We start from the raw sequence: 26,594 nt of genomic DNA on the forward strand, positions 1-26,594 counted from the left end.
TTGGACCGGCTGGATTTCGGCGGAAACGGCGAAACTGGTGACGGACGTGGAGGCTCCTCGGAGTACTTCCCGCTTTCGCCCGCACAGCTGGGTATCTGGTACGCGCAGCACGTCGACCCACAGGTGCCGATCAACATCGCCCAGTACGTCGACCTGCGTGGACGCCTCGATGTCGCCGTGCTCGAGCGCGCGAGCGCCGACGCGGCCACCGACCTCGAATCGGGCTGGCTGCGCATCGTCGAGATCGACGGTGAGCCGATGCAGACCATCGACCCCACTCAGGACGCGACGCTGATCTATGTCGATCTGCGTGGCGAGGCCGACCCCGAAGCGGCCGCCGCCGCGTGGATGCGGGCCGAGTACAGCCGCCCGCTCGACATCGTCAACGACCGTCTCGTCCAGGCCGCCGCGCTGCAGCTCAGCGATGACCGCTGGTACTGGTATGCCCGTGTCCACCACATCGTGCTCGACGGTTTCGGCGCCAACAACTTCGTCAACCGCACGGCACAGCTCTATACCGCCGAGGTCACCGGTACCCCGGCCCCGCCGAACAAAGCCACCGATCTGCGTGCGCTCTACGAGTCCGAGCTCGTCTACCGCGACAGCACCCGCTTCCAGTCCGACAAAGAGCATTGGGCCCAGCGGGTAGCGGGCCTGGAAGAAGGCAGCAGCCTCACCGGCCGCTCGGCCCCGCCCTCGCCGGTCAACGACGTCACCAGCGCGGCGCTGAGCACCGCCCAGGACGAGCTGCTCACCGCGGCGATCGCCCGGCACGACAGCACCGCCGCACCGCTGCTGATCGCCGGTTTCGCGGCGTACCTGGCCCAGATCACCGGCACCTCCGACGTCATCCTCAGCCTCCCGGTCACCGCCCGGACCACTGCGGTGATGCGCCGCTCGGGCGGTGTGACCTCGAACATCGTCCCGCTGCGCCTGCGCGTGGGCCACGACACCACGGTCGCGCAGCTGCTGCGTTCGGTGACCACCGAGGTTTCCGGCGCCCTGCGCCACCAGCGCTACCGCCACGAGGACATCCGCCGTGATTCGGCGGGCGAGGGCATGGTCTCCACGGAGTTCTTCGGCCCGTGGGTCAACATCATGCTGTTCGACAACCATCTGAGCTTCGGTGACATGGAGGGCACGCTCAACGTGCTGTCCACGGGCAGCATCGAAGACCTGGGCGTCAACTTCTATCAGTCGCACGGTGGCACTCGCTCCCACATCGACTTCGAGACCAACCCGAACCTGTACTCGGCCGCCGACGCGCAGACCCATCACGGCCGGTTCCTGGAGTTCTTCGACCGCTTCCTGGCCGCCGACGCCGAACTGCCGGTGTGGAACCTGCCGGTCACCGGCACGGCCGAGCTGGAACGCTCGCTCACCGAGTGGAACGACGCGGCACACGAGGTCCCCGCGACCACCCTGCCCGCGCTGCTCGACGCGCAGATCCCGCTGACCCCGGACAACATCGCCCTGGACTTCGAGGGCGAAACCCTCACCTACGCCGAATTCGGCGCGAAGGTGAACCGGCTGGCCCGCTTCCTGATCGCCGACGGCGTCGGCCCGGAATCGCTCGTGGCGCTCGGCATGCGCCGCTCGCTCGACCTCGTCATCGGCATGCACGCCGTGCTGCGGGCCGGTGGCGCGTACGTGCCGATCGACCCGGATCATCCGGCCGACCGCACCGCCTACATCCTCGATTCCGCGGCACCGGTCTGCGTCCTGACCACCACCGGCGACGACCTCGACCTGCCCGGCACCGTCGCCCGCGTCGAGATCGATCGACTCGACACGACCGGTTTCGACGCCACAGCTCTCACCGACGCCGACCGCCTGTCCCCGCTGCGCCCGGACAACACCGCCTACGTCATCTACACCTCGGGTTCGACCGGTCGCCCCAAGGGCGTCGCGGTCACCCACCACGCGATCGTCAACCAAGAGCTGTGGATGCTCGACGAATACCGGTTGACCGCCGACGACGTCTACTTACAGAAGACCGCCACCACCTTCGACGTGTCGCTGTGGGGTTACTTCCTGCCGCTGATGGTCGGCGCGAAACTGGTCATCGCCAGCCCCGACGGCCACCGCGACCCGCTGTACGTCGCGGACATGATCGAACGCCACGGCGTGACCGTGACCGACTTCGTCCCGTCGATGCTCACCGTCTTCGTCTCGCATGCCACGCAGGTTCAATGCGCCTCGCTGCGTGCGGTTTTCGTCATCGGTGAGGCGCTGCCCCCGGAGACCGCCGCGGGTCTGCGCGCGATCTCCGACGCCGGCCTGCACAACCTGTACGGACCCACGGAGGCCGCGGTCTCGGTCACCTACTGGGAGGCCACCGAAGCCGACACCACGCAGGTGCCGATCGGTATCCCCGAGTGGAATGTCGAAGTCTACGTACTGGATTCACGGCTGCGCCCGGCCGCGATCGGCGCCCCGGGTGAGCTGTATCTGGCCGGTCGACAGCTGGCCCGCTGCTACCGCGGCCGCCCCGACCTGACCTCGGACCGCTTCGTCGCCAACCCCGTCGGCGCCCCCGGCGAGCGCATGTACCGCACCGGCGACCTCGTGCGCTGGAACGCCGAGGGCGTGCTGGAGTACATCGGCCGCACCGACTTCCAGGTGAAGTTCCGCGGTCAGCGCATCGAGCTCGGCGAGATCGAGACCGACCTGCTCGCGCACCCGACCGTGAGCCAGGCCGCGGTGCTCGTGGTCGACACCGCGACCGGCCAGCAGCTCGTGGCCTACGTCGTGCCCGCGCCGGGCCAGTCCGCCGACCCGGCGACGCTGACTCGTTTCGTGTCCGAGAAGCTGCCCGCCTACATGGTGCCCGCGTCGATCATGGTGCTCGACGCGTTCCCGCTCAACACCTCGGGCAAGCTGGATCGCAAGGCGCTGCCCGAACCCGTCTTCACCGCTGCCGCAGGCGATTTCCGCGCACCGCGCACCCCGGCCGAGCAGATCGTGGCCGGCATCTTCGGCGATGTGCTGAGCCAGGAACGCGTCGGCGCCGACGACAACTTCTTCGAACTGGGCGGCAACTCCCTGGTCGCCACGCAAGTCGTCGCCCGCATCGGCGCCGCCTTCGGTATCCAGCTGGGTGTGCGCGCGCTGTTCGAGACCCCGACCGTGGCCGGACTCGCCGCGCGGGCCGAATCCGTCACCCCCGCCGATGTTTCCGCCGCGCGTCCGCCGCTGGTCGCGCAGCCGCGTCCCGAGCAGGTGCCGCTGTCGCTGGCCCAGCAGCGGATGTGGTTCATCAACCAGTTCGACCCCACCGCACCCACCTACAACCTGCCGTTCGTGGTGCAGATGAAGGGCAGCGTCGACGTCGACGCCCTGATCGCCGCGCTCAATGATGTTGTGGTGCGCCAGGAATCGCTGCGCACGATCTTCCCCGACGCCGACGGCGGTTTCCAGCACGTACTCGGCGCCGACGAGTTCGACCTCGGCATCGCGGTGACCCCGATCGACCAGTCGCGGCTGCGCGACGAGCTGATCGACTTCGCCTCCACCGGCTTCGATGTCACCCTGGAACTGCCGATCCGCGTGCAGATCTTCAAGGTGGCCGGTGGAACCGCCGAGTCCAACGGTCACGGTGCGGGCACCCCGGAATACGCGGTCGCCTTCGTTGTGCACCACATCGCGGCCGACGGTTTCTCTTTCGGCCCGCTGGCCCGCGATGTCGCCACCGCCTACCTGGCTCGCGCCGCGGGCCAGGCTCCGGCCTGGCTGCCGCTGCCGGTCCAATACCGCGACTACACCCTGTGGCAGCACGAACTGCTCGGCGCCGAATCCGACCCGGCTTCGATGGCCGCGCGTCAGCTCGACTACTGGAAGAGCGCCCTCGAGGGCCTGCCCGACCAGCTCGACCTGCCCAGCGACCGCCCGCGCCCGCAGCAGCAGAGCTTCCGTGGCGCGCGCGTCGGTTTCGAGATCGACGCCGAGACCCACGAACAGCTCGCCGCCGTGGCCCGTGCCAACGGCGTCACCCTGTTCATGGTGGTGCACGCCTCCCTCGCGGTGCTGCTCGCGCGCCTGTCGGGCACCACCGACATCGCAGTCGGTACCCCCATCGCCGGTCGCGGTGAGCAGGCCCTCGATGACCTGATAGGCATGTTCGTCAACACCCTGGTGTTGCGTTCCGACGTCGATCCCACCCAGCCGTTCACCGAATTCCTCACCCGCACCCGCGAAACCGACCTGAGCGCGTTCGCCAACGCGGATGTGCCGTTCGAGCGGCTCGTCGACGTGCTCAACCCGTCGCGCTCGCAGGCCCGCCATCCGCTGTTCCAGGTGGTGCTGTCGTTCCAGGAGATGTCGCACGGCACCCTGGAGCTGCCCGGTCTCACGGTCACGGCCGACGAGGTCGAGGTCGACATGGCCAAGTTCGACCTGCAGTGGACTCTCACCGAGGAACACACCGGCACCGGCTCGCTGTCGGGCATGACCGGCGTGCTCACCTACGCCATCGACCTGTTCGATCAGTCGACCGTCGAAGAACTGCTGCTGCGCTGGCGTCGCGTGCTCGACGCGATCCTGGCCGACCCGGCCGTCACCGTCGGCGCGATCGACGTGCTCGACGACGCCGAACGCGCCGACCTGGTCACCCGCTTCGGCGCCCCCGCCGCGGTGGCGCGCACGCTGCCGCAGCTGATCGCCCAGGCCGCCCGCGACACCGAGGCGACCGCTGTGGTGTTCGAGGGGACCGCTGTCTCCTACGGCGAACTCGATCGTCGCTCGAACCAGTTGGCGCGCTTGCTGATCCAGCAGGGTCTCGGCGCCGAGGACTTCGTCGCCGTCGCCGTGCCGCGTTCGCTGGAATCGGTGCTCGCCGTGTGGGCGGTCACCAAGACCGGTGCCGCGTTCGTGCCCGTCGACCCGAACTACCCGGCCGACCGCATCGCCCACATGATCACCGATGCCGGTGTGTCCGTCGGTATCACGGTCACCGGTGAAGCCGATGAACTCCCTGATTCGGTGGGCTGGGTGGTGGTCGACGACATCGACCTCACCGGTATTTCCGATGCCCCCCTCGCGCCGCGGGAACTGGTGCGCCAGACCGATCCCGCGCAGCCCGCGTACCTGATCTACACCTCCGGTTCCACCGGTGTGCCCAAGGGCGTCGTGGTCACCCACGCCTCCGTCGCCAACTTCTGCGCCGAGCAGATCGACCTCTACTCGCTCGACTCCACCACGCGCGCACTGCATTTCGCCTCGCCGTCGTTCGACGCCTCGGTGCTGGAAATGCTGCTCGCCATCGGTCGCGGCGGCACGCTCGTCGTCGTCCCGCCGGGTGTGTACGGCGGTGAGGAACTGCGCGACATCCTCATCACCGAACAGGTCACCCACGCGTTCGTGACCCCGGCCGCGCTGGCCACCTTCGACGCCCGCGGCCTCGATCACCTGCGGGTGCTCGCCGCGGGTGGTGAAGCGGTCCCGCCGGAACTGGTCGCCAAGTGGGCCGTGCGCCTGCCCGACGGTTCGCGCCGCATGCTGGGCAATGTCTACGGACCCACCGAGACCACCATCGCGTCCAACCTCAGCGAAGGGCTGATCCCGGGGGAGCGGGTCGTCATCGGCGGCCCCATCCGCGGCGTCCACACCCTGATCCTCGACGACCGCCTCCGCCCCGTGCCGGTCGGTGTCGCGGGTGAGCTCTACATCGGCGGCGTCGGCATGGCGCGTGGGTACCACGCGCGCGCCTCGCTCACCGCCGACCGTTTCGTCGCCAACCCCTACGCCCCCGGTGCGCGGATGTACCGCACCGGTGACGTGGTGCGCTGGACCGCCGACCGCAACGTGGAGTACGTCGGCCGCTCCGACTTCCAGGTGAAGGTCCGCGGTTTCCGTATCGAACTGGGCGAGATCGACTCCGCGCTCGCCTCGCACGAGACAGTCGACTTCGCGGTCAGCATCGGTCACAAGAACAAGGGCGGCAGCACCTCGCTGGTGTCCTATGTCGTGGCGGTGCCGGGCAGTTCGATCGATATCGCCGAACTGACCGACCATGTCGCACAGCGTCTGCCCGCGTACATGGTGCCCTCGTCGATCATGGTGCTCGCCGCGGTCCCGCTGACCGTCAACGGCAAGCTCGATCGTCGCGCGTTGCCCGCGCCGGTGTTCGAGGTACGCGAGTTCCGCGCGCCCACCACCCCGATCGAGCAGATCGTCGCGCAGATCTTCGCCGACGTGCTCGAACTGGGCCGGGTCGGTGTCGAGGACGACTTCTTCGAACTGGGCGGCAACTCGCTGATCGCCACCCAGGTCGCGTCCCGCATCGGCATCGCCCTGGACACCCGTGTCCCGGTCCGCATGCTGTTCGAGGCCCCCACGGTGGCGGCGCTGGCCGCCCGGGTGGAGTCGCAGGCCGGTGACGGCGCGCGCAAGGCGCTGGTCGCCCGCGAACGCCCCGACCGGGTGCCGCTGTCGCTGGCCCAGCAGCGCATGTGGTTCCTCAACCGCTTCGACACCGCGTCGGCGGTCAACAACATCCCGGTCGCGATCCGGCTGTCCGGTGACCTGGACGTGGCCGCCCTACAGGTCGCGGTCATCGACGTGATCGACCGCCACGAGTCGCTGCGCACCGTGTTCCCCGACTCCGGCACCGGCCCCGTGCAGGTGATCCTGGACGCCGCGCAGATCGTTCCCGACCTCACCCCGTACCGGGTGACCGAGGACAACCTCATCGATCACCTGATCGATCTGGCGTCGATGGCGTTCGACGTGACCAGCGAAGTGCCGCTGCACGCACGGCTTTTCGAGGTGTCGGAGTCCGAGTACGTGCTCGGCATGGTGGTGCACCACATCTCCGCCGACGGCTGGTCGATGGCGCCGCTCTCGCGCGATGTGATCATGGCGTACGCGGCCCGCACCTCGTGGGAGGCGCCGACCTGGGCCGAACTGCCGGTCCAGTACGCCGACTACTCGCTCTGGCAGCGTGAGGTCCTCGGCTCCGAGGACGATCCGCAGTCGTTGATCTCCTCCGAGATCGCTTACTGGGCAAAGGAACTCGCGGACCTACCCGACGAGCTGGTCCTCCCGGCCGATCACCCGCGCCCGCCTGCCGCGTCCTACCGTGGCGGCACGTACAGCTTCGTCATCGCGAGCGAAACCCAGCGTGCCCTGGTCGAATTGGGTCGCCGCTACAACGCCTCGCTGTTCATGGTCATGCACAGCGCCCTCGCGGTGCTGCTGGCCCGTGCCAGCGGCTCCAGCGATATCGCGATCGGTACCCCGGTGGCGGGCCGTGGCGATCAGGCGCTCGACGACCTGGTCGGCATGTTCGTCAACACCCTGGTGCTGCGCTCGCAGGTCGACGGCGCCACCCCGTTCGCCACGTTGCTCGCCCAGGCCCGCGAGACCGATCTGCAGGCCTTCGCCCACGCCGACGTGCCGTTCGAGCGCCTGGTCGAGGTGCTCAACCCGGCCCGTTCGCAGTCGCGCCACCCGCTGTTCCAGGTGATGCTGTCGTTCCAGAACAACAAGCAGGCATCGCTGCAGCTGCCCGGCCTCGCGGTGAGCGGAATCGATTACGACCCGCAGCTGGCCAAGTTCGACCTGCAGCTCACGCTCACCGAGGTCCAGGACACCGACGGTGGCGTCGGCGGTATGGCGGCCGAATTCTCGTACGCGCTCGATCTTTTCGACGAATCGACGGTCGCCGCGTTCGCCCGCAGGCTCGACAACATCTTCGCCGCGGTGGTCGCCGATCCCGAGGTGTTCGTCGGCGACATCGATCTGCTCGCGCCCGAGGAGCACGCACAGGTCCTCGTCGACTGGAACGACACCGCGCACGCCGTCCCGCACGCGACGTTGATGTCGCTGTTCGACGCACAGGTGGAGCGGACCCCGGACGCCGTCGCCCTGGTCTTCGAGCAGCAAGTGCTGTCCTACCGCGAGCTGCAGGAGCGGGCCAACCGCATCGCGCGCCGCTTGATCGCCGACGGCGTGGGCCCCGGTGACAATGTGGCACTGGCGATCCGGCGTTCCACGGAGTTGGTCGTCGCCATGTACGCGGTGCTGCAGACCGGCGCCGCCTACGTGCCGCTCGACCCGGATCAGCCCGCCGACCGCATCGGCCACATCATCGAGACCGCGCAGCCGCGACTGGTGCTCACCAGCCGCCGCGACGCGTTCGAGTCCGACGGCGTCACCGTGCACGCGGTCGAGAACATCTTCTCGCCCGCCGACTTCAGCGGTGCGCCGATCACCGATGCCGAACGCGTGCAACCGATTCGGGCCACCAATACCGCCTACGTGATCTTCACGTCCGGCTCGACCGGCCGCCCCAAGGGCGTCGCGGTGGATCACGCGGCGATCGTCAACCGCCTGCTGTGGATGCAGCACGAGTACCCGATCGACGCCGCCGACGCCGTCTTGCAGAAGACCCCGGCCACCTTCGACGTGTCGGTGTGGGAGTTCTTCTGGCCCTTGCAGACCGGTGCCCGCCTGGTCGTCGCCAAGCCCGACGGCCACCGCGATCCGGTGTACCTGGCCCAGATCATCGCCGAACGCGGCATCACCACCGCGCACTTCGTGCCCTCGATGCTGTCGGTGTTCGTCTCGACCCTCGGCAGCAACGGCAACGGTGACGCGGTGCGCCTGCGACAGGTGTTCGCCTCCGGCGAGGCGCTGCCCGCGCCCACCGCGCAGCGTCTGCGCGAGCTCACCGGCGCCCGTCTGCACAACCTGTACGGTCCCACCGAGGCCGCGGTCGACGTCACCTATCACGAGGTCGTCGACGCCGATGTGGAGTCGGTGCCGATCGGGCGCCCGGTGTGGAACACCCGGGTGTTCGTGCTGGATTCGCGCCTGCACCCCGTGGCCCCCGGCGTTGCGGGAGAGCTCTATCTGGCGGGCGATCAGCTGGCCGTCGGCTATCTCAACCGGGCGGACCTGACCGCCGACCGCTTCGTCGCCAATCCGTACGGCGCGGCGGGCTCGCGCATGTACCGCACCGGTGACCTCGTCACCTGGACCGCGGTGTCGGGCGAGAACGGTCTCACCTACGGCGAACTGAACTACCTGGGCCGCACCGACTTCCAGGTGAAGCTGCGCGGTCTGCGCATCGAACTCGGTGAGATCGAGGCGACCCTGCTGGCGCAGCCGGGTGTCGCGCAGTCGGTCGTCGTCGTGCGCTCCGACGCGCACGCCGGTGACCAGCTCGTCGGTTACCTGGTGCCAGAGGTGGACTCGGCCCTCGACGTGGCCGCGGTGAAGGCGGGCATCACCACCGAACTGCCCGCCTACATGGTGCCGTCGGCCCTGGTCGTGCTGGATGCCTTCCCGCTCAACGCGTCCGGCAAGCTCGACCGTAAAGCGTTGCCGGCGCCCGTGTTCGAGGCGAAGGTGTTCCGTGCGCCGTCGACCCCGATCGAGGAGATCGTCGCCGAGATCTTCGCCGACCTGCTCGGCGCCGAACGCGTGGGCGTGGACGACGACTTCTTCGGCCTCGGCGGCAACTCGCTCGTGGCCACCCAGGTCGCGGCGCGCCTGAGCACGGCGCTCGACACCGAGGTCGGCGTGCGCACCCTGTTCGAGGCGCCCACCGTCGGCGCGTTGGCCGCCCGCGTGGAATCGCACGCGGGCACCGGTCTGCGCGCCGAGCTCACGGCCCGTCAGCGTCCCGAGCATCCGCCGCTGTCGCTCGCGCAGCAGCGCATGTGGTTCCTGAACCGCTTCGACGTCGCCGACACCGGCACCTACAACATCCCGGTCGCGGTCCGCCTGCAGGGCCTGCTCGACCTGCCCGCGCTGCGCGGCGCGGTCGCCGACGTGGTCGCCCGCCACGAAACCTTGCGCACGGTCTACCCGGTGTACGTCGCCCCCGAGTCGGGGCGCGCCGCCATGGCCGACGGCACGGCCTACCAGAAGGTGCTCGCCGCCGCGGGCTCGATTCCGGACGTCGAGCTGATCGAGGCCGACGAGACCGACATGGCGATCTCGCTCTACGAGTTCGCCCGTCGCGGTTTCGACGTCACCGCGAACGCGCCGGTGCGCCTTCGGGTCTACGAGCTCAGCGAGCGCGAACACGTGCTGGTGATGGTGGTCCACCACATCGCCGCCGACGGTTTCTCGCTGCGTCCGCTGGTGCGCGACCTGATGACCGCCTACGTGGCCCGCACCGCGAACACCGAACCCGGCTGGCCGCCCCTGAACATCCAGTACGTCGACTACGCGCTGTGGCAGCGCGAGATCCTCGGCGACGAAACCGATCCCACCTCGCTGATCTCCGAGCAGCTCGAGCACTGGCGCGGCGCGCTCGCCGATCTGCCCGACGAACTGCGTCTGGGCCACAAGTCGCGGCCCGCGCAGGCCAGCTACCAGGCGGGCACGCACCGCTTCGAAGTGCCGGGCGAGCTCGTCGAGGCATTGAACCGGGTCGCCCACGAGCACAGCACCACCCTGTTCATGGTGGTGCACAGCGCTTTCGCCGTCCTGCTGTCGCGGCTGTCGGGCACCCCCGACATCGCCATCGGTACCCCGGTCGCGGGCCGTGGTCAGCAGGCACTCGACGATCTGGTCGGCATGTTCGTCAACACCCTGGTGTTGCGCGCGCAGGTCGATCCGGGCGCCACCTTCGCCGAGTTGCTCGGTCAGGTCCGCGAGCACGATCTGGCGGCCTTCGCGCACGCCGACGTGCCGTTCGAGCGCCTGGTCGAGGTGCTCAACCCGGCGCGCTCGCAGTCGCGCCACCCGCTGTTCCAGGTGATGCTCTCGTTCCAGAACCTGGGTCGTACCACCCTGGAACTGCCCGGCCTCACGGTCTCCGAGCTGGGCATCGACCAGCACATGGCGAAGTTCGATCTGCAGCTCGCGCTCAGCGAGGTCCCCGCCGACGACGACAGTCACATGGATGCCGAACTCGTCTACGCGACAGACCTTTTCGACGCGGGCTTCGCCGCGACCTTCGGCGCCCGCCTGCTGCGCGTGCTCACCGCCGTCGTGGTCGACCCCTCGGCTCCCGTCGGTGACATCGAACTTCTCGACTCCGCCGAGCGCACCCTGGTGCTCGATCGCTGGAACGACACCGAATTCGCCGTCGACGCCGCGCTGAGCACGCCGAGTGACGACGAACCGGCCACGCTGCACGCGCTGTTCGAGGCGCAGGTCGCCCGGACCCCCGACGCGGTCGCGCTCACGTTCGAGGGGACGAGTCTGTCCTATGCCGAGTTCGCGGGCCGCGTGCGTCAGCTGGCGCGCTGGCTCAAGGACGCCGGCGTCGGCCCGGAATCGTATGTGGCACTCGGTATGCGGCGCTCGATCGATCTGCTGGTCGGCATGTACGCCGTGTCCGCCGCCGGTGGCGCGTACGTACCGCTGGACCCCGATCACCCGGCCGAGCGCATCGAGCACATCCTCGAGACCGCGCAACCGGTCTGCGTGCTCACCTCCGGCGAGAGCCTGCCCGCGGCCGCCGGTCGAGAGGTCCGCATCGACCAGCTCGACCTGTCCGGCCACTCCACCGAGCCGGTCACCGACGCCGACCGGCACCGCCCGCTGCGCTCGGGCAACACCGCCTACGTCATCTTCACCTCAGGCTCGACCGGTCGCCCCAAGGGCGTCGCGGTCAGCCACGCGGCGATCGTCAACCGCCTGGTGTGGATGCACGCCGCCTACGGCCTCGCCGCCGCCGACGTGGTGCTGCAGAAGACCCCCGCCACCTTCGACGTGTCGGTGTGGGAGTTCTTCTGGCCCTTGCAGGTCGGCGCGCGCCTGGTGGTCGCCAAGCCGGACGGGCATCGCGACCCGGCCTACCTGGCCCGGCTGATCGTGGCCGAACAGGTCACCACGGTGCACTTCGTGCCGTCGATGATGGCCGTGTTCGTCACCGAACCGCTTGCCGCCGAGTGTGTTTCGCTGCGCAATGTGTTCGCCTCCGGCGAGGGGCTGCCCGCGCCGACCGCGCAGCGTCTGCGCGAATTGACCGGCGCCGCGCTGCACAACCTCTACGGCCCCACCGAGGCCGCGGTCGACGTGACCTATCACGAGGTCACCGATGCCGACATCGAAACGGTGCCGATCGGCGCCCCGGTGTTCAACACCCGTCTGTACGTGCTGGATTCGCGGCTGCGGCCGGTTCCGGTGGGTGTCGCGGGTGAGCTCTACCTCGCGGGCGTGCAGCTGGCCCACGGGTATGTGGGTCGTGCCGACCTGACGATGGATCGTTTCGTCGCCGACCCGTTCGCGCCCGGCGAGCGCATGTACCGCACCGGTGACCTCGTCACCTGGACGCCGGCCGGCGAGCTGGAGTACCTGGGCCGCACCGACTTCCAGGTGAAGCTGCGTGGTCTGCGCATCGAACTCGGCGAGATCGAGGCGGCGCTCACGGCGCTGCCGGAGATCGCCCAGTCGGTGGTCGTGGTCCGTGCCGACGAGCACACCGGCGATCAGCTGGTCGCCTACGTCGTCCCGCAGACCGGCGCCACCGTGGACACCGACGCGGTGAAGGACGCACTCGGCGCGGAGCTGCCTATCTACATGGTGCCCGCCGCGTACGTGGTGCTGAACGCGTTCCCGCTCAATGCTTCCGGCAAGCTCGATCGCAAGGCGCTGCCGTCGCCGGTGTTCGCCGCGCGCACCTTCCAGGCGCCGGTCACCCCGGTGCAGCAGATCGTCGCCGCCACCTTCGCCGAGGTGCTCGGCGCCGGTCAGGTCGGCCTCGACGACGACTTCTTCGAACTCGGCGGCAACTCGCTGGTCGCCACCAGGGTCGCGGCCCGGCTGTCGGAGGCGCTCGATACCCAGGTGCCGCTGCGCGCGCTGTTCGAGGCGTCGACGGTGGCCGCGCTGGCTGCTCGGGTCGAAACGCACACCGGTCGTGGTGGCCGCATCCCGTTGGCTCCCCGCCCGCGGCCCGAGCTGGTGCCGCTGTCGCAGGCGCAGCAGCGGATGTGGTTCCTCAACCGCTTCGACAACCGCACCGCCGTCAACAACATCCCCGTCGCGATCCGCCTCACCGGTGACCTCGATGTCGCCGCGCTCGAGGCGGCCATCGCCGACGTGGTCGCCCGGCACGAATCCCTGCGCACCTTCTACCCGGCAGCCGATGTGGCCTCGGGTGCGGTCGAGGAAGGCGCGGGCTACCAGCAGATCCGGCCCGCCGACGAGGTCCGTTTCGCGCTGACAGCCCAGCCGGTCGCCGCGAGCGACGTGGTGGCCAGGGTGATCGAACTGGCGAGCGTGCACTTCGACGTGACCCGCGAAGTCCCGTTCCGCGCGAGCCTGCTGCGCGTCGACGACCGGAACCACGTGGCCGTGCTGGTCATGCACCACATCAGCGGTGACGGTTTCTCGCTGCGTCCGCTGCTGCGCGATGTCGTGATCGCCTACACCGAGCGCACCCGCGGTGAGAACCCCGCCTGGACGCCGCTGGAAGTCCAGTACGCCGACTACACCCTGTGGCAGCGTGAGATCCTCGGTGCGGAGTCCGATCCCGAATCGGTCGCCGCGAGCCAGCTCGCCTACTGGACCGAGCAGTTGCGCGATCTGCCCGATCAGCTCGAGCTGCCCGCCGATCGGCCGCGCCCCGAGGTCGCCACCAACGCCGGTGACCTGCACCGCTTCTCGGTCGACGCGCACCTGCACCACGCGCTGACCGAGATCGCCCGCGCCCGCGGCGTCACCCTGTTCATGGTGATGCACGCGGCACTGGCCACCTGGGCCGCGCGCCTGTCCAACAGCACCGACATCGCCATCGGCACCCCCATCGCCGGTCGCGGCGAGCGCACGCTCGACGACCTGGTCGGCATGTTCGTCAACACCCTGGTGCTGCGCAGCGAGGTCGACTCGAGCGCGAGCTTCGGCGACCTCCTGGATCAGATCCGCAAGGTCGACCTGTCCGCCTTCGCCAACGCCGATGTGCCGTTCGAGCGCCTCGTCGACGTGCTCAGCCCCACCCGTTCACAGGCGCATCACCCGCTGTTCCAGGTGGCGCTCACCTTCGAGGCGGCCACCGCCGCCGACGCGGGCACCATCGCACTGCCCGGCCTCGATCTCGAGGTCGTCGACTTCGATCCGGGCACAGCGAAATTCGACGTGCAGCTCACCGTGGGCGAAGCCGCCGACGGCTCGCTCGCGCTGTCGTGGAACTACGCCACCGATCTGTTCGACGCCGAAACCGTCGCCGCCTTCGGCGACCGCCTGGTCCGCATCCTGCGCAGCGTCGCCGAGAACCCCGACGTGATCGTCGGCGACATCGACCTGCTCGGCGAGGCCGAACAGCGTGATGTCGCGCAGCGCTGGGTGTCCTCCGGTCCCGACGCCATCGGTCTGCCGGTCATCCACGACGCCAGCACCCCCGCCGGCTACCGGCGTGGCCTGTTCGGCAACAAGCACACGACCCTGGTCGACCTGTTCGACGCCGCGGCCGCCGCCTACCCCGACCGGATCGCCGCCAAGTTCGGCGTCGAGTCGCTGACCTACGCCGAGCTCGATCGCCGTGCGAATGTGCTGGCGCGCAGGTTGATCGACGACGGCGCAGGCCCGGAATCGCTGGTCGCGGTGATCCTGCCGCGTTCGCTCGACCTCGTGGTCGCGCTGCTCGCCGTCGTGAAGACCGGTGCGGGCTACGTGCCGGTCGATCCGACCTATCCGGCCGAGCGCATCGCCTACGTGCTCGAGGACTCGCGCCCCACCAGCGTCGTCCTCGATTCCACCGTCCAGGTGCGGGTGCCCGAGCACCTGCCCTCGGTGGTGCTCGACGGATTCGCCGTGGAAACCGGCAATATCGAAGACGCCGACGACGCCCCGATCACCGACGCCGACCGGCTCGCCCCGCTCTCGCCGGACAATGTCGCCTACGTCATCTACACCTCCGGCTCGACCGGCCGTCCCAAGGGCGTCGCGGTCGCGCACCGCAATGTGGTGCGCCTGTTCGCCAACACCGATCGCGACTTCGGCTTCGGCCCGCGCGATGTGTGGACGCTGTTCCACTCCTACGCCTTCGACTTCTCGGTGTGGGAGCTGTGGGGCCCGCTGCTGTTCGGCGGCTCGCTGATCGTCGTCGACTACTACACCTCGCGTTCGCCGGAACAGTTCCTGGAACTGCTGCGCGTGGAGCAGGTGACGGTCCTCAACCAGACGCCGTCGGCGTTCTACCAGCTGGCCGAGGCCGACCGCAACGCCGGACCGGGCCTGGAGCCGCTGGCCCTGCGCTATGTGGTGTTCGGTGGCGAGGCCCTCGAGCTGCGCCGCCTGTCGGATTGGGTCGCGCGCCACGGTGACAGCTCGCCGACGCTGGTCAACATGTACGGCATCACCGAGACCACGGTGCACGTGTCGTTCCGGGCGCTGGACGCGAAAACCATTGCCGCCGCCGCCGGTTCGGTGGTCGGCCGGGCGATCGCGGGTCTGGGCGTGTACGTCCTCGACAACCGGTTGCGGCCGGTGCCGGTGGGTGTCGCGGGCGAAATGTATGTCGCCGGACCGCAGTTGGCGCGCGGCTACCTCGGTCGCCCCGACCTGACCGCCACCCGCTTCGTCGCCAATCCCCTCGCGGGCCCGAACCAGGGTGGCTCGCGCCTGTACCGCTCGGGCGACCTCGCGCGCTGGAACCGCTTCGGCGAACTCGAATATCTCGGCCGCGCCGACGACCAGGTGAAGGTTCGCGGCTTCCGCATCGAGCTCGGTGAGATCGAAGCCGCCGTGCTCGCGCAGCCGGGCATCGCCCAGGCCGCGGTCATCGTGCGTGAGGATCAGCCGGGTGACCAGCGGATCGTCGCCTACGTGGTCGCCGAGGGCGACCTCGAACCCGACCTCGAGACCATCCGCAGCGGTGCGGCCGAACAGCTGCCCGCCTACATGGTTCCGGCGGCGCTCGTGCGCCTCGAGTGGATCCCGCTGACGGTCAACGGCAAGCTGGACCGTCGCGCGCTGCCCGCTCCCGCGGTGCAGGCGCGGGCCTTCCGCGCGCCGGTCACACCGGTGCAGGAAGCCGTGGCCGCGGTCTTCGCCGATGTGCTCGGCTTGGATCGCGTCGGTGTCGACGACGACTTCTTCGACCTCGGCGGCAACTCGCTCATCGCCACCCGCGTGGTCGCCCGCATCGGTGCGGCGCTCGGCGCGACGGTCCCGGTGCGCGCGCTGTTCGAAGCGTCCACCGTGGAAGCCCTCGCGGCACGGGTGGAATCGCACACCGGCGGCACCGCCCGCGCGGCGCTGGTCGCCCGTGAGCGGGCCGAAGGGGAACTGGTTCCGCTGTCGTTCGCGCAGCAGCGCATGTGGTTCCTCAACAAGTACGACACCACCTCGGCCGCCTACAACCTGCCCGTCGCGATCCGCCTCACCGGCGAACTCGACACCGAGGCACTGTCTTTGGCGCTGGCCGACCTGGTCCGCAGGCACGAGTCGCTGCGCACCCGCTACCCCGAACACGGCGGCACCCCGGTACAGCAGATCGTCGCCGCGGAGCGCATTTCGCTGGACCTGCGCCCGATCGCGATCGCGCAGGACGAGCTGTTCGAGACCGTCACCGAGTTCGTCTCCACCGGTTTCGATGTGGCCGAACAGGTTCCGATGCGCGCCCGCCTCTTCCGGGTCGCCGCCGCAGGCCACACGGGTCGCACCGCTGACACGGAGCAGGCCGCGGGTGCCGGGGACGTCGATGGTGGCGTCACCGAACACGTCTTGGTCGTGGTCGTGCACCACATCGCCGCCGACGGTTTCTCGATCGCGCCGCTGACCCGCGATGTGATGCGCGCGTACACCGCCCGGGCCCAGGGCGCTGCCCCCGGTTGGGCGCCGCTGCCCGTCCAGTACGCCGATTTCGCGATCTGGCAGCGCGCCGTACTCGGCACCGAGGACGACGCCGACTCGCTCATGTCGCGCCAGGTCGGTTACTGGCAGTCCCAGCTCGCCGGTGTCCCCGACGAACTGACCCTGCCGTTCGACCGCCCGCGTCCGGCCATCGCCTCGCTGCGTGGCGCCACCGTGCACCGCGAGCTCTCGCCCGAACTCGTCGCCGCGCTCGACGAGATCGCCCGCCGCCAGGGCGCGTCGCTGTTCATGGTCATGCACACCGCCCTCGCGGTGTTGCTGGCTCGCCTGTCCGGCTCCGACGACGTCGCCATCGGCACCCCCATCGCGGGTCGCGGTGAGCAGGCCCTCGACGACCTGGTCGGCATGTTCGTCAACACCCTGGTGCTGCGCACCGGCGTGCGCCCGGCCGAGACGTTCACCGACCTGCTCGAGCAGGCCCGCAAGACCGACCTCGACGCCTACGGCAACGCCGACGTGCCCTTCGAGCGCCTGGTCGAACTGCTCGCGCCCGAGCGCTCGCAGTCGCGCAACCCGCTGTTCCAGGTGATGCTGGCCTTCCAGAACCTGGACCGCACCACCCTCGAACTGCCCGGCCTGGCAGTGTCGGCGCTCGACCTCGACGAGAGCGTTGCCCGCTTCGACCTGCAGTTCACCCTCTCCGAGCTGGGCGAACCCGGCCACGGCGGGATGGCACTGGCACTGAACTACGCCACCGAACTGTTCGACGAGGACACCGTCGCCGGCATCGCCGTGCGCTGGCAGCGAGTCCTCGAGGCCGTCGCCGCCGATGCCGACATCACGGTCGGCGCGATCGACGTGCTCGACGCGGCCGAACGGTCCGACCTGGTGTTCCGGGTCGGCGAACCGCCGGTGCCCGCACGTACCCTGCGCAACCTCCTGGCCGACGCCGTCGCACAGAACCCGACCGGCACCGCCGTCGTGTTCCAGGGGACCAGTGTTTCCTACGCCGAGCTCGACGAACGCTCGAACCGTTTGGCGCGCTTGCTGATCGCCGAGGGCATCGGCGCCGAGGATCTCGTCGCGATCGGCGTTCCGCGATCGGCCGACTCGGTGCTGGCAGCGTGGGCCGTCGCCAAGACCGGCGCCGCTTTCGTCCCGGTCGACCCGACCTACCCCGCCGACCGCATCGCCCACATGGTCACCGACTCCGGTTCGCCGCTGGGCATCACTGTCGCCTCTGTGCTGGGCGGACTTCCGGACATCGCGCCGCGCGATGCCGCCGGTATCGAATCCACGCCGCACGCGACGGCGACACTCGACAGCTCGGCCGCGGATGCTGCCGCTGGCTGGCTGGTACTAGACGAGCTGGACCTCGCTCGTTTCGACGGCGGGCCGATCGCCGACGACGAGCTCGTGCGGGTGACCACCCCCGAGCAGCCCGCCTACGTCATCTACACCTCCGGCTCGACCGGCGTGCCCAAGGGCGTCGTCGTCACCCACGCCGGTCTCGCGAACTTCGGTGAGGAGCAGGCCGAGCGCTACGCCCTCGATACCGGCACGCGCGCACTGCATTTCGCCTCGCCCTCGTTCGACGCCTCGATCCTCGAGCTGCTGCTGGCCCTGGCCCGCGGTGGCGCGCTGGTCGTCGTCCCGCCGGGCGTCTACGGCGGCGACGAGCTGTCCGAGCTGATCCGCACCGAGCGGGTCACCCACGCCTTCATCACCCCCGCCGCCCTGGCGACCTTCGACCCCAGCGGCCTCGACTCGCTGCGCGTCCTGGTCGCCGGTGGCGAAGCGGTCCCCGCCGATCTGGTGTCGAAGTGGGCAGTTCCCTTGGCGGATGGCACAACTCGCGCCTTCCACAACGGTTACGGCCCCACCGAGACCACGATCATGACCAACATCAGCGCCGCGCTGACGCCGGGCGAGCTGGTCACCATCGGTGGGCCGACTCGCGGCATGCGGTCGCTGATCCTGGACGCCCAGCTCCAGCCCGTTCCGGTGGGTGTCGCGGGTGAGCTCTACCTGTCGGGCATCCAGCTGGCCCGTGGGTATCACGCCCGCGCCGGACTCACCGCCGACCGGTTCGTCGCCGACCCGTTCATCCCGGGCGAGCGGATGTACCGCACCGGCGACGTGGTCCGCTGGACCGCCGAGCGCACCGTCGAGTACGTCGGCCGGTCCGACTTCCAGGTCAAGATCCGCGGCTTCCGGATCGAACTGGGCGAGATCGACTCCGCCCTCGCCTCGCACGAGACCGTCGACTTCGCCACCACCGTCGGCCACAAGAGCACCGCGGGCGCTGTCTCGCTGGTCGCGTATGTGGTTGCCGTGCCGGGTCATTCGATCGATGTGGCCGCGCTGACCGCGCACGTCGAGGATCGTCTGCCCGCGTACATGGTGCCGTCGTCGATCATGGTGATCGACCACGTGCCGCTCACCCCGGTCGGCAAGCTCGACCGAAAGGCCTTGCCGGAGCCGGTGTTCGCCACCGAGGTCACCTTCCGGGCCGCGCGCAACCCGATCGAGCAGACCATCGCCGAGGTCTTCGCCGAGGTGCTCGGGGTGGAACGCGTGGGCGTGGACGATTCGTTCTTCGCGCTCGGCGGCGACTCGATCGTCTCCATCCAGCTTGTCTCCCGGGCCAAGGCTCGCGGCGTGCTGTTCTCCCCGCGCAACGTCTTCGAGCAGCGCACCGTCGCCGGCCTGGCCTCGGTCGCCGAAACCGCCGATGTCGCGGCGGCTTCCGCGATCACGCTGGCAGAGCTGCCGGGCGGTGGCGTCGGCGAGATGCCGCTGACCCCGGTCGTGCGGTTCATGGCCGAGCGTCCCGGTTCGTTCGACCGGTTCAACCAGACCATGGCGCTGGAACTGCCGGTCGGCATCGACCGCGCGGGCATCGCCGCCACCGTCGGCGCGGTCATCGACCGCCACGACATGCTGCGCTCGCGCCTGCACCAGGTCGACGGCCGCTGGGTCGTCGACACCGCCCCCACCGGCACTGTCGACGCCACCGCGCTCATCGACCACACCTCGTTCGACCCCGCCGTCTCCGATGCCGAACTGGTCGAAATCGCCGCCACCGCGCTGGATGCCGGCCTCGACCGCCTCGACCCGGCCAACGGCGTCGTCGTGCGCTTCGTCTGGCTGGAACCGGAGCTGAACGCAGGATCAGTCACCGCGGATGGGCTCACCGCCGCGGGCACCGACGCCACCGCGGACGGGTTCGCGGTCACGCAGACCAGCGATGCCGCCGCGACCGGAGATGCCGACGGTTCCGCCAACGCCCGTCGGGCAGGTCGCCTGATCGTCGTCGCCCACCACCTCGTGGTCGACGGTGTCTCGTGGCGCATCCTCGTGCCCGACTTCGTGTCCGCGTGGGGTCAGCTCTCCGCCGGACAGCAGCCGGAACTCGTCGCACCCGCCACCTCCATGCGGGCATGGGCGCACGCCCTCGCGGACGAGGCGCGCACCACCGACCGTGCCGCAGAACTCGACTTCTGGCGTGAGGTCGTCGCGACCCCCGACCCGCTGCTCACCGAGCGGCCGATGGACCCGGCGGTCGACGTCTCCGGTGTCGTGGAGAAGCTGCCGGTCGAGGTGTCCGCCGAGGTCACCAAGGCCCTGCTCACCACCGTCCCCGCGCTGTTCCACGGTGGCGTCAACGACGGTCTGCTCACCGCGCTGGCGCTGGCCGCCGCCAAGTGGCGCTCCACCCGGACCGGTCCCGGCGCGCTCGGCAACGGCCACCGCGCCGACCCGAGCGGCGACGCGCTGCTGGTTCGTCTCGAAGGCCACGGTCGCGAGGAAGAGGTCGCGCCCGGCGCCGACCTGTCGCGCACCGTCGGCTGGTTCACCGCCATCTTCCCGGTCCGCCTCGACCTGGCCGGCATCGACATCGATGCCGCGCTCGCCGGTGGTCCGGCGCTGGGACAGGCCGTCAAGGCGGTCAAGGAACAGCTGCTCGCGGTGCCCGACAAGGGCATCGGTTACGGCCTGCTGCGGTACATGAACGCCGAGACCGCCGTCGAACTGCCCACGCAGCTCCCCGGCCAGATCAGCTTCAACTACCTCGGCCGCGTCGCCGACAGCGACGTCCCCGACGCGCTGCGCGGCTTCGGCTGGATCCCCGCGCCCGAGCTGGCCGCCCTCGGCGGCGCCTACGACGCCGACATGCCCGCGATGGCGCCCCTTGACGTCAACGCGATCGTCGTCGGCGACAAGCTCAGCGCCAATATCGGCTACCCGAGCACCCTGCTCGCCGAGGCCGAGGTCCGCGAATTCGCCGACCTGTGGATCACGGCGCTGGAAGCCGTTGCCCGGCACGCCAATTCGGCCGACGCGGGCGGCCACACGCCGTCCGACTTCGCCCTCGTGCGCTCCACCCAGCGCGATATCGACACCTGGGAGAAGCGCTACCCCGAGCTGACCCAGGTGTGGCCGCTGGCCGCACTGCAGGCAGGTCTGTTCTTCCACGCCCGGCTGGCCGCCACCTCGGTCGACGTCTACACCGCCCAGGCCGTCCTCACACTCACCGGTCGCGTCGACGCCACCCGTCTGCGTGCCGCCGCCCAGGCGCTGCTCGACCGCCACGAAACCCTGCGCACCGCGTTCGTCACCGACCACGACGGCAACGCCGTGCAGGTCGTCCTCGACACCACCCGCGTGGCCTGGACCGAACACGACCGCATCGAGACCGGCGAATTCGCCGACCTCGTCGAGGCCGACCGCACCGCCCGCTTCGACCTGGCCAACCCGCCGCTGATCCGCTTCACCCTGATCCAGATCGCCGAGCACGAATGGCGCTTCGTGGTGTCCAACCACCACATCCTGCTGGACGGCTGGTCGACGCCGCTGGTCATGCGCGACCTGCTCGCCCTCTACGCCCTGCACGGCGACGCGAGCGCGCTGCCCGCCGTCCGCTCGTACCGCCACTTCCTGGAATGGGTCGGCCGTCAGGATCATTCGGTCTCGGTCGAAGCCTGGTCGCACGCGCTGCGCGGCGTCACCGAGCCGACCATGCTGGCCCGTCCCGACGCGAGCCGCGAGATCGCCGCCCTGTCCGACGAGTACCTGTTCGACCTCGACGAGCCCACCACGGCGCGGCTCGTGGCGCTGGCCGCCGACCTCGGCGTCACCCCGAACACCGTCCTGCAGGTGGCCTGGTCGATCGTGCTCGGCCGGATGACCGGCCGCGACGACGTGCTCTTCGGCACCACCGTCTCGGGTCGTCCCGCGCAGCTGTCCGGCGTGGAATCCATGGTCGGCCTGTTCATCAACACCGTCCCGGTGCGCGTGCGTTTCGACGCCGCCGAATCGGTGCGCGACGTGCTCACCCGCACCCAGGGCGAGCAGGCCGACCTGCTCGACCACCACTACATCGGCCTCGCCGAGATCCAGTCGGCGGCCGGCGTCGGTGGCCTGTTCGACTCGCTCGTCGTCTTCGAGTCCTACCCGGTCGACGCCGAGGGCATCAAAGCCCAGGCCGCCGATATCGACGGCATGGCCGTCACCGGTCTCGACGCCGCCGACGCCACCCACTACCCGCTGTCGCTGATCGCGCAGCTCGACACCCAGCTGCGCATCCGCGCCGGCTACCTCAGCGATCTGTTCGACACGGCCACCGTGCACCGCATCGCCGAGCGCCTGATCCGGGTGCTCACCGCGATCACCACGGAACCGGCTGTCGCCGTGGGCGATATCGAACTGCTCGATGCCGCTGAACGCGAACTCGTCGTGCGCGAGTGGAACGCCACCGCGCACGAGGTCGACCAGCGGGCCACCCTCGTCTCGATGTTCGAGGCCCAGGTTGCCCGCACGCCGCAGGCCACCGCCCTGTCCTTCGAGGGCACGAGTCTGTCCTACGCCGAGTTCGCGCAACGGGTCTACCGTCTGTCGCGCTGGCTGATCGACCGCGGCGTCGGCCCGGAAACCTATGTGGCACTGGGTATGCGCCGCTCGCTCGACCTGGTGATCGGCATGTACGCGGTGAGCGTGGCCGGTGGCGCCTACGTGCCGCTGGACCCCGATCACCCGGCCGAACGCACGGAATACATTCTGGCGACGGCGGATCCGGTGTGTGTGCTCACCTCGGGCACCGATCTGGAGATCGACACCGCACAGGTCCGCATCGATCTGCTCGACCTGGACGGCTACACCGATACCCGCGTCACCGATGCCCAGCGGATCGCGCCGCTGCGTCCGGCGAACACGGCGTACGTGATCTTCACGTCGGGTTCGACGGGTCGCCCCAAGGGTGTGGCGGTCAGCCACGGTGCGATCGTCAACCGTTTGGTGTGGATGCAGGAGGCCTACGGTCTGACCGAGGCCGATGTGGTCTTGCAGAAGACTCCGGCGACGTTCGACGTGTCGGTGTGGGAGTTCTTCTGGCCCTTGCAGATCGGCGCGAAGCTGGTCGTCGCGAAGCCGGACGGCCATCGTGATCCGGCGTACCTCGCCGAGATCATTCACACCGAGGGTGTCACCGTCACCCACTTCGTGCCGTCGATGCTCGCCGTGTTCGTCGCCGATGCAGCGGCCGCGCGCTGCGCGTCGCTGCGGATGGTGTTCGCCTCCGGTGAAGCGTTGCCGCCCAAGCCCGCTCACCGTTTGCGCGAGCTGACCGGCGCCGCCCTGCACAACCTGTACGGCCCCACCGAGGCCGCGGTCGACGTCACCTTCCACGAGGTCGTCGACACCGACGTGGACACGGTGCCGATCGGTGCCCCGGTCTTCAACACCCAGGTCTACGTCCTCGACGCGCGTCTGCGCCCCGTCCCGGTCGGCGTCGCGGGTGAGCTCTACCTCGCCGGTGTCCAGCTGGCGCGCGGCTACGTCGCCCGCCCGGACCTGACCGCCGATCGCTTCGTCGCCGACCCGTTCGGCGACGACGGCGAGCGCATGTACCGCACCGGCGACCTCGTCGCCTGGACCGAACAGGGCGAGCTGGAGTACCTGGGCCGCACCGACTTCCAGGTGAAGCTGCGTGGCCTGCGCATCGAGCTCGGCGAGATCGAGTCCGCGCTGACCGGCCTCGACGAGGTCGCTCAGTCGGTGGTCGTCGTCCGCGGCGATCAGCACACCGGCGACCAGTTGGTCGCCTATGTCATCCCCGCGACCGGCCGCACCGTCGACATCGAGGACGCACGCGAGGAACTGGGCGGCAACCTGCCCGCCTACATGGTGCCCTCGGTCATCGTCGTGCTCGACGAGTTCCCGCTCAACGCCTCCGGCAAGCTCGACCGCAAGGCGCTGCCCGCGCCGGTGTTCGAGGCCGCGGTGTTCCGCGCCCCGACCACCCCGGTCGAGGAAATCGTCGCCGCCACCTTCGCCGGTGTGCTCGGCGTGGATCGGGTCGGCCTGGACGACGACTTCTTCGCGCTCGGCGGTAACTCGCTGACCGCCACCCAGGTCGCCGCCCGCCTGTCGGCCGCGCTGGACACCGATATCGGCGTGCGCGAACTGTTCGAGTCCTCCACCGTCGCCGGGCTGGCCGCGCGGGCCGAGACGCACTCCGGTGCCGAACGCCGCGCGCCGCTGGTGCCGCAGCAGCGCCCCGAGCGGGTGCCGCTGTCGCTGGCCCAGCAGCGCATGTGGTTCCTCAACCGCTTCGACCCCGAGTCCGCGGTGGACAACATCCCCGCCGCCGTCCGGCTGTCGGGCCTGCTCGACCGCCAGGCGCTGCAGGTGGCCGTGGCCGACGTGCTCGCCCGCCACGAATCGCTGCGCAGCTACTACCCGGAGGTGTCCGGCGCCGGCTACCAGGTGATCGTGCCGACCGGCAAGGTCATCCCCGACCTCGCGCCGATCGAGACCACCGCCGCCGAACTGCCGCAACGGCTTTCGGAGCTGGTACGCACCGCGTTCGACGTCACCGCCGAGGTGCCGTTCCGCGCGGCCCTGTTCGAGGTGAGCCCCACCGAACACGTGCTCGCCCTTGTCGTGCACCACATCTCCGCCGACGGCTTCTCCATGGGCCCGCTGACCCGCGACGTGATGACCGCCTACAGCGCCCGCGTCGAAGGCGCCGAACCGGCCTGGCGTCCGCTGGAAGTCCAGTACGCCGACTTCGCGCTGTGGCAGCGCGCCGTGCTCGGTGACGAGGACGACGCGAAATCGGTGATCGCCCAGCAGATCTCGTACTGGGGTTCGACCCTGGACGGCCTGCCCGAGCAGCTCGACCTGCCCGCCGACCGGCCGCGCCCCGCGGTCGCCAGCGGCCGCGGCGCCACCCACACCTTCGAGATCGACGCGAAAACCCATGCGGCCCTGACCGAGCTGGCCCGCACCCGCGGCGCGACGCTGTTCATGGTCTCCCACGCGGCGCTGGCACTGCTGCTCTCGCGCCTGTCCGGCGAGCACGACATCGCCATCGGCACCCCCATCGCGGGCCGTGGTGAGCGCGCGCTCGACGACCTGATCGGCATGTTCGTCAACACCCTGGTGCTGCGCACCGAGATCGACAGCGACGCGAGCTTCGCCGACCTGCTCGGTGCGGTCCGTGCGAGCGACATCGCCGCCTTCGGCCACGCCGATCTGCCGTTCGAACGCCTCGTCGAGATCATCAACCCGGCCCGCTCGCAGGCCCGCCACCCGCTGTTCCAGGTCATGCTGGCCTTCCAGAACACCGGCCAGACCAGCCTGGAACTGCCCGGCCTCACCGTGAGCGGCGTCGATCTGCCGATCGACGTGGCCAAGTTCGACCTGCAGGTCGTGCTCACCGAGAAGCCGGGTGAGGCATCGGGCATCGTCGCCGAGCTGATCTACGCCACCGACCTGTTCGACGCGGCGACGATGGACCGCTTCGGTGCCCGCTTCGCCCGCCTGCTGGCCGGCATCGCGGCGGCGCCGAACCGCGCCGTCGGCGATCTCGCGCTGCTCGACTCGGCGGAAACCGCGCTGGCCGTGCACGGTTGGAACGACACCGCCCGCGAGCTGTCCGAGGCGGGCACGCTGGTGGACGAGTTCGCCCGCCAGGCCGCGGCCACGCCCGACGCGGTCGCGATGGTCGATCCCGCCACCGGCGAAACCTTGACCTACGCCGAATTCGCTTCCCGGGTGCACCGTCTGGCGCATCGCCTGATCGAGGCGGGCGTCGGCCCGGAGTCCCTGGTCGCCCTCGGCCTGCGCCGCAGCATCGACCTGGTCGTCGCCGCCTACGCGGTGCAGGAAGCGGGCGGTGGCTACGTGCCGCTGGACCTGGACCAGCCCGCCGACCGCATCGCGTACGTGCTCGAGACCGCCGCACCGGTGGTGGTTCTCACGACGACTCGCGACGGCTTCGAGGATGCCGCACCGACACTGGTCATCGACGCGCTCGATCTCTCGGCGTACCCGGAGACTCCGGTCACCGATGCGGATCGGATCGCGCCGCTGCTCCCGCAGCACCCGGCCTACGTCATCTTCACCTCCGGCTCGACCGGCCGCCCCAAGGGTGTGGCCGTGGCGCACTCGGCCGTGGTGAACCAGATCCGCTGGATCACCGGCGAATACGGCATCGACGCCGGCGATGTGGTGCTGTTCAAGACGCCCGCCACGTTCGACGTGTCGGTGTGGGAGCTGTTCGGCCCGCTGAGCACCGGCGGCCGGATCGTCGTGGCGAGCCCCGATGGTCACCGCGACCCGCAGTACCTCGCGGATGTCATTGCCGCGCAACGGGTCACGATGACTTCGTTCGTGCCGTCGATGCTCACCGTGTTCGCGGGCAGCATCGATCAGGCCGCGGTCGAGGGCGGAGCTCTGTCCTCGCTGCGCGCCCTGCTGATCGCCGGTGAGGCATTCACCGCCGATACGGTCGTCGCATTCCGCAAGGTGAGCGACGCGGCGCTGTTCAACCTGTACGGCCCCACCGAGTTCACCGTCCACGCGACGCA

Annotated in this window: 1 protein-coding gene (running past one end of the window); it reads left to right on the forward strand. The window is 69.9% G+C overall.

All coding sequences use genetic code 11. From position 1 onward, the window contains the following. Nucleotides 1-26,594: the 5' portion of a non-ribosomal peptide synthase/polyketide synthase gene (locus ACFVVI_RS14835; protein WP_387445768.1), read on the forward strand. The gene runs 17,416 nt beyond the window's last position; the window shows 26,594 of its 44,010 coding nt (coding positions 1-26,594); the start codon lies at nucleotides 1-3; its stop codon lies beyond the right edge, outside the window.

Origin of the sequence: Nocardia sp. NPDC058114 (genome assembly GCF_042884695.1) — a bacterium.
Classification (GTDB): domain Bacteria; phylum Actinomycetota; class Actinomycetes; order Mycobacteriales; family Mycobacteriaceae; genus Nocardia.